This is a genomic window from Marinobacter adhaerens HP15, assembly GCF_000166295.1.
GTDB lineage: Bacteria > Pseudomonadota > Gammaproteobacteria > Pseudomonadales > Oleiphilaceae > Marinobacter > Marinobacter adhaerens.
The window spans coordinates 46701-62351 of record NC_017507.1 but is presented as its reverse complement, the minus strand read 5'-3'; the positions used below and the strand labels follow the sequence as shown (position 1 = coordinate 62351).

Sequence of the window (15651 nt, the reverse complement as noted above, 5' to 3'; positions counted from 1 at the left end):
AAGGACACTCTCTGAAAAATGCTTTCGAAAAAGGCTCTATCCGTACCACTGCACCCACGTCTATCAAGGGACAGCTTACTCGTTATAACCTGAGATCCGCCTCCCCCAGCGGCAAAGCGCCCTTCAAATCAAATAACACGGCTCCTTGTTTGGCGAACCCCCGGAGGTCTGCGGCCGACATCGCTGCATAGTCGTTATGCGGCACGGCCAACAATACGGCGTCATAAAAGCCCTGCTGTGGCTCAGCCACCAGTTTCAGGCCATACTCATGCTTAGCTTCGACCGGATCGGCCCAACAATCGGTCACATCAACCACGCAGCCATAGTCCCTTAGCTCGTCGATCACATCCACAACCCGCGTGTTTCGCAAATCCGGGCAATTTTCTTTGAAAGTGAGCCCCATCACCAACACACGGCTATCTGCGATCGTAACGCCCCTCTTGATCATTGCCTTTACGAGCTCTGCCGCCGCGTATGGGCCCATACCATCATTCACACGGCGGCCAGCCAGAATAATCTCGGGGTGATATCCAATCGCCTGGGCTTTATGCGTGAGGTAATACGGATCCACGCCAATACAATGGCCACCCACAAGGCCCGGCTTAAACGGTAAAAAGTTCCACTTGGTGCCAGCTGCAGCCAACACCTCGTGCGTATCGATACCCAGCCGATTAAAAATCATCGACAACTCATTCATCAGTGCGATGTTGAGGTCCCGTTGGGTGTTTTCGATGACCTTTGCCGCCTCAGCGACTTTGATGGAACTGGCTTTGTGAGTGCCCGCTGTGATGATGTCTGCGTACAACGCATCCACCTCCGCAGCAATGGCGGGCGTCGAACCTGACGTTACCTTCATGATGGTGGTGACTCGATGTTCCTTATCCCCCGGATTGATTCGCTCCGGGCTATACCCAGCATAAAAGTCTTCGTTAAACTTCAAACCGGATAAGCGCTCAAGGACCGGAACACAAACTTCCTCCGTCGCACCGGGGTACACGGTGGACTCGTAGATCACAATGTCACCCGGCTTAAGGACCACGCCCACAGTTTCGCTCGCTTTAATTAACGGCGTTAAATCAGGTGTTTTGAACTCATCAATTGGCGTCGGGACGGTGACAATAAAAACAGTGCAATCTTTCAAGTCGTCAAGTGAATCGGTACATCGAAGGTGCGAGGCGTTAGCAAGCTCCTCAGAAGACACCTCCCGTGTCACATCGTGGCCACGTTGAAGCTCACCAATTCGTTTGGCGTTGATATCAAAACCCACCACAGGGCGTTTCTCTCCGAATGCGACAGCCAGCGGCAGCCCAACGTAACCTAGGCCAATAACAGCTATGTTTCTCATCGTTCACTCCTTTGATCACAAGTTTTGATCTCAACTATACCGTCGTTTGACATATTTTATACTGAACTTTTTCGAGCTAAAAAAAGAGGCGAAGAAGCCGCCAAGCAATCGAGATACGCCTTTACCACTAACGTCTCGCTGAACTGGGCTTCCATACGTCTGCGCGCAGAAATACCGGCCCGCTTTAGGGTCTCCTCATCGCTTTGAGCAACCGCGCGCATCTGGGCCGCCAACGAATCCGCATTACGCACCTCACATAACCATCCGGTCACCCCGGGTTCAATGGCATGACGACAACCCGGTACATCGGTCACAATGGCTGGGCGTCCCATAGCGGCGGCTTCCAAAACGGTGCGCGGCATACCCTCACGATAAGATGGCAAGACCAACACGTGAGCTTGCTCGATCAATAGACGGACATCGTCCGTAGCCCCCGAATAGTCAACAATACCCTCGGATTGCCACTGACGAACCTCATCTTCCGAAATCGCGGTTCGGTTACTGACTCCCAGCGGCCCCACCAACAAGCAACGGACGTTCAAACCGTCGGCCTTGAGCTTACGGCTTGCCTCAGCGTACTCGCGTACACCCTTATCTCCCAGCAACCGAGCTATCATGATAAATGTAAAGGGTAAATCTTCTGGGAGCGGACTTAGCCGGAAACGAGCCAAATCAACACCAGAGCCGGGTAGCAGGGTGTAGGGCGTATCGCTAAGCAACCCTTTGCTTTGGAAAACCCCAAGATCTTCCTCATTCTGAAAGAATAACTTCTGCGAGCGTCGATTCACCAGGCCATACACCTGCCGAACCCGCCTGAATAGCCAGGAATCATGAATAAACGCGGTGCCCAAGCCCGAGATATTGTTGGCAAACGGAACCTTCTGAAACGCACACACCAGACCGCAATAAATGTTCATCTTCACCGTGAAGTTGAACACAAAATCCGGCCGGTACTCGCGCATCACCGACCAGATAAACCGCAGACTGCGCAGCTCCTGCACCGCTCCCGTGCTTTTGCCATCCAGCGGCAAGGCAATGTGCTCCGCCCCCAGATCATCCACTAGTCGCTGGCTGAAATCGTCCGACGGGGACAGGCAAACGACCCGGTTACCTTGTTCACGCAACGCCTGAATCGTGCTTGCGCGAAAGTTATACAAGTACCAGGACGTATTCGACGTCAGGAAAACCACCGGATTCAAAATCGTGCCCCCTTGAAGATTCAGTGCTTCAAATACCAAGGCATCGCCTTGGCAATCCCCTCAACAATCCGAAACTCTGGGTTATATCCGAGCCTGCTGGACGCCTTACCAATATCCGCCTGAGAGTGCCGCACATCCCCCGGCCGAAAATCCCGGTACACCGGCGCTTTGTCATACACCACGCCATTTTCAGCCAAGGCACTCTTCAGAGCGGCGAACAGATCATTCAGCGTGGTGCGATCACCCACCGCCACGTTGTAAACCTCGTTCCTGGCAGAATCCTCCGCCGTGGCCGCCAGCAGGTTAGCCTGCACTGCATTCTCGATAAAACAGAAATCCCGGCTGGTTTCTCCATCGCCGTTAATGAACACATCCTCACCCCGCACCATGGCGGCGGTCCATTTCGGAATCACCGCCGCATAGGCACCGTTTGGATCCTGGCGCTTGCCGAATACATTGAAGTACCGCAGGCCAATGGCCTTGAAGCCGTAACTGCGGGCGAACACCTCGGCATACAGCTCATTCACATGCTTGGTAACCGCATAAGGCGACAACGGCTTGCCGATTTTCTCCTCCACCTTCGGCAAGGCCGGGTGGTCGCCATAGGTAGAACTGGACGCCGCATAGGTGAAACTCTTCACCCCCGCATCCCGCGCCGCCACCAGCATATTCAGAAAACCGGTAATGTTGGCGGCATTGGTGGTGATGGGGTCATTCAAAGACCGGGGCACCGACCCCAGTGCGGCCTGGTGCAGCACGTAATCCACACCCTCGCAGGCCCGGGCACAATCTTCCGGATTGCGGATATCGCCCTCTATAGACTGAAGCCGCGTCCATTGTTCTGTAGACACCAAACTCCGAACCTCATCCAGGTTGCTCTGATGACCGGTGGCAAAGTTATCCAGGGCTATTACGTGCTGGTTCAGCTTCAGCAGGTGCTCCAGAAGGTTGGAGCCGATGAAGCCGGCTGCGCCGGTGATTAGCCAGGTTTTGGGTTGGCTGGGGAGTTGGTCGAGAAGTTGCGGGTAGCGCCGGTTATCAGCAGACAGCATCAAAGAACCTTTAAAAATTTATTGGCCACAAAAACCACGAAAGGACACGAAAAATACGGAAGAGATAGTTAGTGCCCCACCAGGCGCCCGACAATCTCCTTGATCACCCGGCTACTTCCATCCAGCGCACTGGTTTCAGGGAGCAGGCTTCGCCACAAAGGCCGTGACAACACCTCGTGGTCGGTAGCGACCAGAATAACCTCCAGGCCCTGAGCCTCGAACAAGGCCTTCGCCCTTGGCATGTGATAGGCAAAAGTGACCAGAAGAATCCGGTTAACGCCCTGCTCTGTGAGTATCTCAGCAGAATACTCCGCATTCTGGCTGGTATTCCTGCTCCGGCTTTCCAGAACCAAGGCCTGGCCGGGGACCCGGAGATCCCGCATAAACTGACGCATAGCTTCAGACGCAGCACTGTGCGAAGGATCGCTGCCACCGGTCAGCAGCACCAATGGTGCCTTAGAGGCATTAAACAACCGGGCGGCATGCCAAACCCGATCAGCACCGGATTCCAGATTCGGATACAGCTCACCAATGCTGACAGGCGACACACCTCAGCCCAACACCACAATAGCCTCAGCCTGGGGCACTCCCTGAACCGCCATGGGCGGGTGTTGATCTTCCAGGTAGCCTCGTACCCAGTTACTAGCCACAGGCAAGGACCAGAACTAGAGCCAAAGCAACGCTAAAATACCAAACCATAAAGCAAGGCGCTTACGACCTACCAACGCCAGAAGCAGCGCGAGCAGGCCGCCAAATAAAGATGCGCCCAGAAGCGATATCATTGCTATGGCAACCTTAGAGACTACAAACATAGTTTATGTCATCAATCAGTCTCGAGCCGCCCCAACCTCAAAACTCTTAGCTTTCGCCCGAAAATACTCGTTAGTTTTCGATTTGCACCAAGTAACAGCATGCTTTTCATAAAAAGCGAAATAGATAATTCCGGCGACCAGAGACGCGCCAGTAATAACCCAAAATGCCAACACTGGAGACCAGTTTTCGGAAAGCATCGGAAGGATTCGAGCAATCACAGACTGGGCGGGGTTGTGCACCAGATAAACAGAGTACGAAGCTGCACCAAGATACAAGAGAAACCGAGGAGCCGGCACTTCCAGGTTTTCAACCTTCGTGAACAGAATAATCATAGCGGCAAACACAAGCCCTATGTAGAACCGGCTGAATCCATTTATCACTGATACATAAAGAGCAGTCACCAGCACCAAAAAGCCCGCCCAATATGCGATTCGGCTCAAGCTGAATTGCGGACAGAGAAACACTGCCATTCCAACGTAGAACCAAACATTCAAAGGATTCAAAAGAACCTGAAGAAAACCTGAATCCGGGACTTCAAGCCACTGCCGAAGGAACAAGATTCCAACCAGCCAAGCTCCCATTACCCCAATAAACAATGCTCTCGAAATAAAAATAGATGCAAACAAGAAATAAAAGAGTAATTCATGCTTGAGAGTCCAGGCAACGCTAAGTGCTGTAGCCTCAGCGGTCGGTAGCAGCGTAAGGCTGGTTAGCAAGCCAATTTCTCGATCAGCCGCACTCAGATCTGGGAGAAGTTGGTACGCAAAATACAGCGCAACCCCAACAGGCAGGTACGGAACATAAATTCTGACAACTCTGTGCGAAAAGTACTCACCAAGCGTTTTACCTGCTGCGAGCATCCGCGAGGAAGCAAACGCTATTATAAAACCAGAGAGGATGAAGAAGAAATCTACTCCCAACAAACCCCGAGCGAAAAACGGGTAGTCCACATCCTCAAAGAACGCATTTGTCGTCAAGACCGCGTGGTGCAGAAGCACCCAGATGGCTGCCCCCCCCCCTCATTACTTCTAGCCAGAGATATTTTTTCAAGTTCCTTCCTTTTGGCAGTCAAAGCCAAATAACATTCTGATAAGGCAACCAAGCAAACGAATGCCCCGCTAAAAACAACCAAACTGCCTGAACCAGCCCGTAATATCCAACCACCGCAAGCGTAACCAGCCCCCTGTGTCGCGGATCCGTCACCACAAACGGCAAACGAGCGAAGACGAACATCTGAATCGGAATGAGGTACAGCGCCACCCGATCAGTGGCAGTAGAGGACAAAACCACCAGCGGAATACATGTCAGGGAAAGCACCGACATCCAGAACCAGAGTTTGTCCTCTGCTTCTGTCAGCCTCAGATACCGCCGAAACACAAAGAACAACATCGCAGGGACTGCATTCATAAGCACCCGGATTAATCCGCCCTGCGATTCGTAATCTGCCTCCACATAGTTAGTCCAAAGCCGTTCTGCAGAATCGAATACGATCAGGTAGCCACCGACCAGCGACATCAAGCCGACCCAAAGCAAACTCCAGAATCGGTTTGAGGTAGAGGCCAGCGCAGCGACAGGCAACATAAGGACCGCTGACTTGTGGAAAGTGGCTGCTAGCATCACCCAAAAAACAAACCAACGCATTTGGCTATTGCCAAGCGATACCAAGCCAATCAACAGAAGGCCCAAGGCTGCTGACTGACGGGTGTAGCCCATACCCACCACAATGATCAAATAAGGAACAGCCACCAGCAGTGCCAACCAAGGTAGTGGCTGACTACGCGCAAAACGCACGACACCAGCCATCACAATCATGCCGCAAAGCGTGTTGACCCAATAGATGGTGCCCCCACCCAACCCCACAAGCCAGTTGAGCAGGTAATAGCCGGGATCTCCTCCCGATATCACTCCTGTAAGATCCTTGGCGGCATGAATTTCCAGGAGGTTTATGTAAGCAAACCAATCGCCACCAACTTCAAAGCGCAGCCCTATGGCAAGAGAGAAGAGCAACCAAGCAAGGCCCCAAGCAAAAGACTTGGATGTCTCCGCCAGCCGCTGATTGGCCAGAATCACTCCTGCTGGGATCAGAAAAAACAGCCAATAAGGCAGCATGGGATACCTAAGAGAAATAGATTAAAATTTCAGGTTGAATCAAAACGAATTAACCAAACGAAGGGTTCCAGTGCTTAACCCAAGCACTCAACTGAAGCACTGCCCACAACTGCTGCGCATAATGTCCTTGCCCCTGAATGTGCCGATCCCACATCAAGTGCACCGCTTTGGCGTCTAAAGCTGGAATCTGAGACAACCACCGCACGCCAAGCAAATCTTCCGCCCATTCCCTCAACGGCCCACGCAACCAGTCATCCAAAGGAATCGCAAACCCCATCTTGGGCCGTTCAATCAGTTCCCGGGGCACATGGCGATAGAGAATCTGGCGCAAGGCCCACTTGCCCTCACCATTGCGCACACGCATATCCAACGGCAACTGCCAAGCTGCTTTAAATACCTCTGGATCAAGGAATGGCGCCCTGACTTCAAGACTGCTGGCCATACTGGAACGATCCACTTTCACCAGCACGTCATCCACCATGAAGTTAAGGGTATCCATCAACATCATCCATTCCACCGGATCAAATCCTGCCAAAGCAGGATACAAATCCTCAACCGGATTTCCAGATCGATAGTCAGTCCTTAATAACTGTTCAGGGTGACGATTCATCGAGGCTAGGCCACCATAAAGAGCCCGGTCCGAACTGCAAGCGAGCACATCTGCTAACTTATAGAGCTTTTCGCCAAAGGTACGAATCTGATACCTAGAGGGCAAAACCTTTCTACCTAGGCACATCAAGCGATCGTATCGAGACGAAGGCACCAGTTTCAGCATGCGCCCTAGCGTTTGCCGCATTGGCAGAGGCATTCTGCTCAACTTGCTCCAAACTCTGGGAACCCAAACATAACGGTTATAGCCACCAAACAGCTCATCACCCGCATCGCCACTCAAGGCAACCGTAACATGCTGGCGGGTAAGCGCGGATATCAGGCAGGTAGGTAATTGGGACGAATCGGCAAACGGCTCATCGTACAGTTCTGGAAGCTTGGGAACGAGGTCCAATGCCATCTTCGAAGTAGCCCGGAGAGTTGTATGCTCCGTTCCAAGGTACGCCGCAACCGCAGCCGCATGCTCAGATTCATCGTAACGAGGGTCATCAAACCCAACCGAAAAGGTTCGCACCTTCTGGCTGGTCTGGCTTTGCATCAACGCGCCGATCAACGAACTGTCTACACCTCCGGAAAGAAATGCCCCAAGTGGCACATCTGCTGCCATCTGCTGGCGAATCGAGGCAACCAACGCTTGCTCAACGTTGTCCAGCGCCATATCAGGATTATTATTGCGCCCCCCCAGCGCAGCCCCCGCCGCCTCAACTGGCGACCACCACCGCACCACAGGAGGCATTTCGCCGTGACGGATATCCAAAAGCGAAACTTTCAGTAAACAGCCTGCCGGAAGCTTGAAAACATCTTTGAAAATGCTTTCCTGCCCACCAACGCAACCAAAGCGGAGGTAACTCTCTAACACACTGGGCTCGACCTCTCCCCTCCATCTTGGGGCACGCTGAAGCGCTTTGAGCTCAGAACTGAACACCAGGGCACCCGCCACCAACCCATAATAGAGAGGCTTCTCCCCAAACCGATCCCGAGCCAAGGTAAGCGATTGTTCTTCTCGATCCCACAGGGCAATGGCAAACATACCTGCTGCCATTTCGAGAGTTTTCTCAACACCCCATGCAGTGAACGCACAAAGCAAGGTTTCTGTGTCCGAGTGTCCTTTCCAGCCTGCGGATACCTTGCCGGAAGATTCTAATTCCCTGCGAAGCGCATTGTGGTTGTATATCTCACCATTAAATGCCAATACAAAGCGCCCACAACCGGAAAGCATCGGCTGATGGCCTGCGGGCGACAAATCCACAATCGAAAGACGTCTATGCCCGAAACCAAGACCAGCCGAAAGCTCTTCCCAAGTACCCGAATCGTCCGGACCGCGATGGGTAATAGCATCGGCCATCTGTTTCAGGGCAGACTTGAGAGGTTCGCTACCAGGAACACCACCGAAAATACCAGTAATCCCGCACATAATTCAGGCATTACCCCGCTGCGCAACGCTCCGGAGAATACTAGACCACACTGGAACCTGTACCTGCAGACAATACTTCTGCTCAACTGCTTTCCGGCCAGCCATACCAAGCTCGGACTGTAGAGTGCCGGAACTCAAAATGCCTATCAAAGCCTCTGCCCACTCATTTACAGAGTCAGCAAGGTGCCCACAATGACTTTCGCTCACGATTTCGACATTTACCCCGACCGGCGAAGCCACCACTGGAACACCACAGGCCATATACTGAATCAACTTGTAACCACATTTGCCGTTTTCCCAGGGACCATCTTCAAGCGGCATGATGCCGACATCCATTTGGCCAACGAGGGCTGCTTCTGACTTTTCAGTCCAACGCACAACATCCACCGGAATCCCTGGCAACTGCTCCCGCACGATTTCTGTTGCTCCGACCAGTAGCAACTGGGCTCCTGTTTCATTGCAGACTTTCTTCAGAGCATCCCTAATATCGACAACATATCGCTGAGTGGATGGGGAACCAATCCAGCCAATGATCGGTTTCGTGGTTAAATCACTCCTCCCACATTGATAACGCTCCCTGTCTACTACGGTAGGAACTAGTTCAACACGACGCGCTCCGGCCTTTCGTGCGCGCATGGCCAGATACTCATTACCCGCAACGACACAGGAAGAATTCCGCATAACAGCATCAATTTTATTTCCCAAAAACACGCTGATAAGCCGATTGTCAGACCGATCATAGTTATGGAAAACCGCATCATCGTAATCAACAACGTACGGCTTGCCTAGCAACCTCAGCAGTCGCTCTGCGACAGCTGGCAGATAAGGAAATACTTCGTACTCGATCCAAACTAGATCATACTTAAAGAAAGTAAGAAATTTGATAAGCCGTCTTAGATACAAAAAACAGGATCGAAGGCGAGGCTTTTTCCCCACTCTGTAAAGAGTTTCAAGATACTCCTTATCAAGCAGGCTATTCACAACTATATTCATGCCCTCTGAACTCAGCCTTGGGATATATTGAAGCGATCTTAGACGACTGCTTGCACCCATACGGGGATATTTCGAGAGTAAAAGTATCTTCATTAACTAGTAAACCGTGTTGGCGCGAAACAGGGAAGGTAGCGGTAATTCGCATTATGCAGAAACAAACAAGCTCCCGATTGAGTCCTTTATATGAATATGTCGCACTCCGTAGTCATTGTAGAACAGAAAGTGGAACGATCTGAACTCTAACCCAGTTCGAGCTCGAAGCATTATGAATTGAACAAAACCCAGTGTAGGCATCGAGATACGTTGTTTCATGATCGCTGGAGCAGAGCTTGAATCTCCGATTTGAACACATCAACACCAAATGTTGACATTACTCTAGCTCGCCCCGCCAAGCCCATCTGCTTTGCTAAATCTGGTTTTTTACACAGAGCGGACATCTTGTCCGCACACTGAGCGAAATCCCCAATGTGAATAAGGAAGCCAGTCCGTCCATTTTCCAAAATCTCTTCTGGCCCCCCGCAGCGAGTAGCGATAACGGGGAGCCCACAGGCGCTTGCTTCGAGTACAGTCCGAGAAAACGATTCCGATCGGGAAAGATTTAGTGCGGCCCGCTTTCCCAAAAGCACCGTGCGTGGTGAAGGAACAGCTTCACCGAAATACACAGAACTCAACAGACCAAGCTCTTCCGCTCGACGTTCCAAGGACCGACGATACTCGCGATTTTTCTCGAGGCCCATATCGCCGCCATAAAACTCCAAACGTGCATCCGGACAGGTCTTTAACACCTCACTCATCGCCTCCAGCGCAACATCCTGCCCCTTTCCGTGGATGTAGTTACCAAGAAAAACAAAACAACTATCGTCATTGTCTGCAGTTGCTGGTGCGGGAAGAAATTCTGCGCTCACAGGGTCGTAAAGCAATGAACTTTGCACATAGTCAGGAAGCACTCGCTGAATATAGCGCGAAACAGCAATTACCGACTGGGAGGCTAGTGCAGCGAACCATAGCCAGACCTTTGCAACATGCCCAAAAGCTGCGGGATCTATTCTCACCCACGTCAAAATCTCTCCCTTATATCCCAAAAAACGCAATAGCGCGCCTTGCACAAGATAGAAATCATTGACGAACAATACATCCGCTTTATCACGCCACATAAGAATACGTAGCTGAACCGCAACCAGAAGCAAATAAGGAAAATAAAGAAACACATCCAGAAAGTTCTTCCGTAAAGGTCGGATGGGAAGTCGATAGACGTCCACAAAATCATGAAGTTCGCTTTCTGCAATCTTAGATCCACGCGGCAGAACCAGAGTAAAATCCATCTCTCCCTGCAGCAATCGCGCCATTTCTCTCGCAGATATGAATGCACCGGTCACCGCAACGGATCCCTCAAGAAGCCAAGCCTTGCGCCGCTTCAAGCTCATCACTCCCCTCCCTGATAATTCTCGGTTGGCACGCCTGCGATCTGACGGATCAAATCGATCCACTGCAAACCAGTGACACTAATATCGAATCGGTCAATAGCTTGCCTGCATACTTCCGTACTTTTTCGTCTAGATGGGTTTTCCAGAAGGGCGCCCATCTCTTTTTCCCACATTCCAAGAGCGGTGACAGTGGTAGGTAAAGGCATAAGTACCCCGTTTTCGAGTTGCGTAGGCTGCTCGACACCGCCCCCCGTGACCATGTCATCCCGGCCCGAAAGAACAGACCTCGGCCCCCAGGGACAGTCAGATGCTAGAACCGCTATTCCCGAGGCCACGCCTTCAATTAGAGCGTTACCCAGTCCCTCGTGAAGAGAGGGAAACAGGAACAACTCACACAGTCCGAAGTGGCGAACTGGATCGCTCCTGTAACCCGCCATAAAAACAGCTGCTGCCGGGTCACCGTCCTCGGTCACTGGTAGGCCAACAGAATGACAGATATCGACAATTTTCTTGCTAAGTGGTCCATCGCCGATCAACAGCAATCTCGCCTCAGGTATACGAGCGCGAATTCGGGCAAAGCTCGGCAGCAAGAGATCTATACCCTTTCCCCGGTCAAGGCGCCCACAATAAACAGCAGTTTGCCCTCTGCAAAATCGGACAATATCGTGGTCAGGCATCGCCTCCGAGTTGGCGACTAGGGTATCCGCGTCAATGCCACCTTCAATTGGTACAATTTTCGCCAAGCTACGCTTTCCAGCAATCTGAGCGATTTCTTTTCTGTACCCGACTGAGGCCGTCACAACCTTGGCGACACGCTTATAGGTCATGGGATCAAGCACGCGAAGCCAAATAAACTTTTGAATACAAGGGATGTCCGTGTGATAAAGTTTTGATCCTCGCTCCGATACAATCGTAGCTTGTGCAGTGCCTGCAAAGGCATTAAGTAAATTAGGTCCTGAGAGAAAGCTAATAGTTACATCATGTTCGGACTTGAGATTTCGAAGCCGAGCCCGCATGCGGCTCCACCGCATTAACTTCGTTAGCAATCCAGCACTCGCTACGCCAAGATCGTCAAGCAAAACCACTGGATGAGCTGTCGAGGATTGCTGATTGGAATAATCAGTGCTTCCGTAGTCCTGGGCCATCAGAGCAATCGTGACGTCCACATGCCTACTTAGAAAATCGGCCAACCTGACAAAGGCACTTTCAGAACCGCCATAACCCAATGTTGCGGTAACCATAAGAACACGAATGCGGCGAGGAGAATTCATAGATTGAGACCTTTGAGCACTTCACCAAGAGCACTGGCCGCCAATGTTCGGTTATGCATAACATCCTTAACAATGCTATCGATAGGAATTGCCAGAGCCTCTTCAATGAGCCTAACTACTGTTTTACTATCGCTATCCGGTCTGACCAAGCGAGTGGCTCGGGGTAGCATTGAGTTAACTGCTTTAAGTTTTGGTTCGATGTCGAGTATTACTGAAGGGCGACCGAGGCAGGCGCCACAAATCGCACCATGTGCACGAGACGTAAGCAGCACATCGTGATCCGACAGCACCTCTGAAAACTTGGCCAAATCCATCCTCTCTGGGCACCAAACCACTTGTGGAATATCGTTTAACGCTCGCAGAGTTCCCGCATCAGTAGCAGAATCAAAAGAAATCAAAGTCAGATCGTATTGTGCCGAAAGCTCGGCAATCACAGGCCCGAAGGCATTGGCAAAGCCTGGCCCACTGCCCACCGGCCAGTCTCGCAAGACCACTCCGACCTTGGGCCGACCAAGCCTAGCGGGCCTTGCCTGCAATAGCAGCTCCTCCGGGCACCAGCCCTCTGATAAAAAAGCAAGGTCTGAACCCAAGGTTATCGGTGCGGAAACAGCCAGTCTGTCGAGGTTCTCTTTGCTAACCGGATCACGCACCCAAAGACCATCAAAGTCCATTAGCAAGGGCAACGCCTCTCGAAGCTTTCCAGAGCCAGCAGAAAAAGTACCAACACCTATACCCAACCCAATCCGCTTTTGAGCCGACATTCGAGGTTTTTTCAGGAACGTGCGCAGCCATCCCTCAACTCGAACGAAGGCGTTCACTCCCGCGATTAGCAGAACAGCATTGACACAGCGTTCGCTGATGGAGTGATGGGCAAAGTCAAAAAAAGTACCACCGCCACCATGTATTATCAGACGATGTCTGTCACGACTCCCAAAAGGCACAGGAATGACATTCTCGCCAAGCAGTCGCGATGGGTACGAGACATCAGAGCCAAGCCTGACCCCAATAGATGCATCGGGCAAAATACTACGTGCAATTCTGTGAGCGACAGCCATAAGCACATCGTCACCGAAGTTTCCACGCCCGTAGTAGCCTACCAGTACCACGTCCGGCACGGTCATTCTATCCCACTCAAGATCTGAGCAATCTTCTGTGACGCACACCCATCACCATATGGATTAGCGCTATTTGCCATCATCGCGTGTGCAACTGGATCTGACAACAATGTTTGGGCTTCCTTCACAATACATGACGGTTCTGTCCCAACGAGCCGACTACAGCCGGCATCAACTCCCTCCATACGCTCAGACTCGTTGCGCAGTACAAGCACGGGGACGTTAAATGATGGGGCTTCTTCCTGAATCCCGCCGGAATCAGTGAGAACTAAAAACGCCCTACTGAGCATGTAAATCATTTGGTCGTAATATAGCGGGGCAATCAAATGTACGTTCTCAAGCGATTCTAAGATGGGACGCACGACAGCCCCAACTGCTGGGTTTGGATGAACCGGCACGACAAAATGCGTACTTGAGTGCAAAGTCGCCAGCTCGCCAACCGCTGCAGCAATCCCCGCCATCCGAGTTCCGATATTTTCGCGACGATGCACAGTCACAAGGACCGACTTACCCGATGAGTCGTCAAGGAAAGGTAACTGATCGAACATAGCTGCTTTTCCTGGGGTCATTTGATCTGCCATATCGAGGGCTGCATCTATCACTGTGTTGCCAACAGTGTGGACGTTCAGAGTTATACCTTCGGACCTGAGGTTTTCTGCGGCGGCAGCTGTAGGCGCAAAGTGCCAGTGGGCCCCCAACGTAATGACTCGACGGTTGAACTCTTCCGGAAAGGGCGACGCTAGATTACCTGTACGTAGCCCCGCTTCAATATGTCCAACACGACAGCCCGCATAGAAGCCGAGCATCCCTCCAATCATAGCTGACGTAGTATCTCCTTGAACAAGAATCACGTCAGGCTGCTCATCAACTATTACACGCGAAAGACCGGCTGTCAGCCGAGCTGAGAGACTCAGTAGAGTTTGGCCGTGTTCCATTAGATCGAGATCAATATCTGCGTTCACACCAAAAAGGTCTAAAACGCTTCGCGCCATCTCGCGGTGCTGTCCGGTTAGCAAGAGGCAAGCTGTCATATCCTCTCGGGCCGATAATGTACGGTATACCGGAATCATCTTAATCGCCTCTGGTCTTGTCCCGACGATCATAAGAACTTTCATAATTCACATCCTTTCACATCATGCTTAGCCACAAGGCCTTGCAGTTTTTGCTTAATGCCATCCGTTACAGTCAACGCGCGAAAAGGTGAAGCTCGCAAGTTTGGACACTGTTCTATACGATTTCCAGCTACAAAATCGCGCGCTAACTGAGACAATTTTTCGGCAATGGCAGGCGAGTCATCAGGAGAAAAGGACCAACCATACCCCGCGCGACATAACCGATCTGTCTGACTACCTTTCGGCGTAACTGCAAGAATCGGTTTGCCAATCGCGATGTAATCCAGATTTTTCGACGGCATAAAGTGGAGAAGCAACGGATTGTCTCCCCCAGCTTCTACGGTCACTAGTACATCTGCTTTTGCTTGTACATCGGCAACTTCTTCGAACGGTATAGGCCCATGTGCTACGCAACCCGGATATCCATTTATCAGTGCAGCCATTTCGGGAGCCATATTTCCGTAAAAGTCCAAGCGAATTCGCTCTTTCCCACTCGGTTCAGCATCATGAAGGATACGCAGTGCCGAAAGAAGGGCTCGAGGGTCTCGTTCACCGTATAGTGCACCGGTATAGACCAGTCGAAGCGGACCTTCTGGACGCGATGCCGTTTGTAATGGCTGGACAACAGGCATCATATTCGGCGTCACAAAAATCGAGCCAGCACGGTCAGGATAACGTTCTCGATAATGATCAGCCTGCCCCTCGGTGGTAAGAGTGATCATGTCGGCAAAAGCAAAACAAGCCTCCTCCTGGAAACGGTCTACAGCAGCCCTGCGGGGCGATAATTGCCGATATGGACTATCAGACCAGGGATCACTGAGATGCATGAGCCAAGGTTTGCCACTCATCATCTTTAATCGTCGGGCTAGTAATGCAGCAGAAAACGGCCCAGACCGGGAATATATAACATCTGGTGTATCAGAAAGGCGTTGTAAAACATGCCCAGCAAACCAACGCACCCAGAAATCGCTGTCGGGATTGTGCAAAAATGATAGCCGGCGATTCGCCAGCAAGCGCTGTGTTGATCGATGTGCTGGGAGGGATAACTCAACAACGTTCATCCTTGGCCTATCCACCGCCAAGCTCCGATCTTCCCACTGCCACCCTGCCACAATCGGGGTAGTAACAAGAGTTACTTTTACTGAAGGGTCAAGCGAGGAAAGGAACCTGCCGACTTGCATTGCTTCGGGACTAT

At 51.6% G+C, this 15651-nt stretch carries 13 protein-coding genes; all 13 read right to left on the bottom strand.

Going from position 1 to position 15651, the window contains the following annotated elements; all coding sequences use genetic code 11:
• Positions 1-82: 82 nt before the first annotated feature.
• Positions 83-1345, bottom strand: a complete 1263-nt coding sequence (gene tviB / locus HP15_RS21155; protein WP_014579354.1) for a Vi polysaccharide biosynthesis UDP-N-acetylglucosamine C-6 dehydrogenase TviB — start codon at positions 1343-1345, stop codon at positions 83-85.
• Positions 1346-1401: 56 nt separating this feature from the next.
• A complete protein-coding gene (locus tag HP15_RS21150) occupies positions 1402-2583 on the bottom strand; it encodes a glycosyltransferase family 4 protein (protein WP_014579353.1) in 1182 nt (393 codons plus the stop codon).
• Positions 2565-3596, bottom strand: coding sequence for an NAD-dependent epimerase/dehydratase family protein (locus HP15_RS21145; protein ID WP_014579352.1), 1032 nt, complete (start codon positions 3594-3596; stop codon positions 2565-2567). Before HP15_RS21145 ends, HP15_RS21150 begins: the two co-directional genes overlap by 19 nt.
• A 68-nt stretch (positions 3597-3664) precedes the next feature.
• The gene (locus HP15_RS21780) at positions 3665-4144 is read right to left on the bottom strand and encodes a YdcF family protein (protein ID WP_014579351.1); all 480 of its coding nucleotides are present in this window, start codon (positions 4142-4144) and stop codon (positions 3665-3667) included.
• Positions 4145-4423: 279 nt separating this feature from the next.
• Positions 4424-5407: an acyltransferase family protein gene (locus HP15_RS21135; RefSeq protein ID WP_014579348.1), complete on the bottom strand. Its 984-nt coding sequence runs from the start codon at positions 5405-5407 to the stop codon at positions 4424-4426.
• Between the two features lie 70 nt (positions 5408-5477).
• Positions 5478-6518, bottom strand: a complete 1041-nt coding sequence (locus HP15_RS21130) for an EpsG family protein (RefSeq protein WP_014579347.1) — start codon at positions 6516-6518, stop codon at positions 5478-5480.
• A gap of 49 nt (positions 6519-6567) precedes the next feature.
• The gene (asnB, locus tag HP15_RS21125) at positions 6568-8541 is read right to left on the bottom strand and encodes an asparagine synthase (glutamine-hydrolyzing) (RefSeq protein WP_014579346.1); all 1974 of its coding nucleotides are present in this window, start codon (positions 8539-8541) and stop codon (positions 6568-6570) included.
• 3 nt (positions 8542-8544) lie between these two features.
• Entirely contained in the window at positions 8545-9627 is a 1083-nt protein-coding gene (locus tag HP15_RS21120; protein WP_041646776.1) for a glycosyltransferase family 4 protein, read from the bottom strand.
• Positions 9628-9842: 215 nt separating this feature from the next.
• The gene (locus HP15_RS21775; protein ID WP_014579344.1) at positions 9843-10958 is read right to left on the bottom strand and encodes a glycosyltransferase family 4 protein; all 1116 of its coding nucleotides are present in this window, start codon (positions 10956-10958) and stop codon (positions 9843-9845) included.
• Positions 10958-12229, bottom strand: coding sequence for a glycosyltransferase (locus HP15_RS21110; RefSeq protein WP_014579343.1), 1272 nt, complete (start codon positions 12227-12229; stop codon positions 10958-10960). Before HP15_RS21110 ends, HP15_RS21775 begins: the two co-directional genes overlap by 1 nt.
• Positions 12226-13350: a polysaccharide pyruvyl transferase family protein gene (locus tag HP15_RS21105; RefSeq protein ID WP_014579342.1), complete on the bottom strand. Its 1125-nt coding sequence runs from the start codon at positions 13348-13350 to the stop codon at positions 12226-12228. Before HP15_RS21105 ends, HP15_RS21110 begins: the two co-directional genes overlap by 4 nt.
• Positions 13347-14459, bottom strand: a complete 1113-nt coding sequence (gene wecB, locus HP15_RS21100; RefSeq protein WP_014579341.1) for a non-hydrolyzing UDP-N-acetylglucosamine 2-epimerase — start codon at positions 14457-14459, stop codon at positions 13347-13349. The genes HP15_RS21105 and wecB overlap by 4 nt, the downstream gene beginning before the upstream one ends.
• The gene (locus HP15_RS22100) at positions 14456-15637 is read right to left on the bottom strand and encodes a glycosyltransferase (protein ID WP_227499812.1); all 1182 of its coding nucleotides are present in this window, start codon (positions 15635-15637) and stop codon (positions 14456-14458) included. Before HP15_RS22100 ends, wecB begins: the two co-directional genes overlap by 4 nt.
• Positions 15638-15651 lie beyond the last annotated feature (14 nt).

Coding starts and splice junctions, on each gene's coding strand:
- tviB (WP_014579354.1), bottom strand. CDS start 1,345: ATGAGAAACATAGCTGTTATTGGCCTAGGTTACGTTGGGCTGCCGCTG.
- HP15_RS21145 (WP_014579352.1), bottom strand. CDS start 3,596: ATGCTGTCTGCTGATAACCGGCGCTACCCGCAACTTCTCGACCAACTC.
- HP15_RS21130 (WP_014579347.1), bottom strand. CDS start 6,518: ATGCTGCCTTATTGGCTGTTTTTTCTGATCCCAGCAGGAGTGATTCTG.
- asnB (WP_014579346.1), bottom strand. CDS start 8,541: ATGTGCGGGATTACTGGTATTTTCGGTGGTGTTCCTGGTAGCGAACCT.
- HP15_RS21120 (WP_041646776.1), bottom strand. CDS start 9,627: ATGAAGATACTTTTACTCTCGAAATATCCCCGTATGGGTGCAAGCAGT.
- HP15_RS21775 (WP_014579344.1), bottom strand. CDS start 10,958: ATGAGCTTGAAGCGGCGCAAGGCTTGGCTTCTTGAGGGATCCGTTGCG.
- HP15_RS21110 (WP_014579343.1), bottom strand. CDS start 12,229: ATGAATTCTCCTCGCCGCATTCGTGTTCTTATGGTTACCGCAACATTG.
- HP15_RS21105 (WP_014579342.1), bottom strand. CDS start 13,350: ATGACCGTGCCGGACGTGGTACTGGTAGGCTACTACGGGCGTGGAAAC.
- wecB (WP_014579341.1), bottom strand. CDS start 14,459: ATGAAAGTTCTTATGATCGTCGGGACAAGACCAGAGGCGATTAAGATG.
- HP15_RS22100 (WP_227499812.1), bottom strand. CDS start 15,637: ATGCAAGTCGGCAGGTTCCTTTCCTCGCTTGACCCTTCAGTAAAAGTA.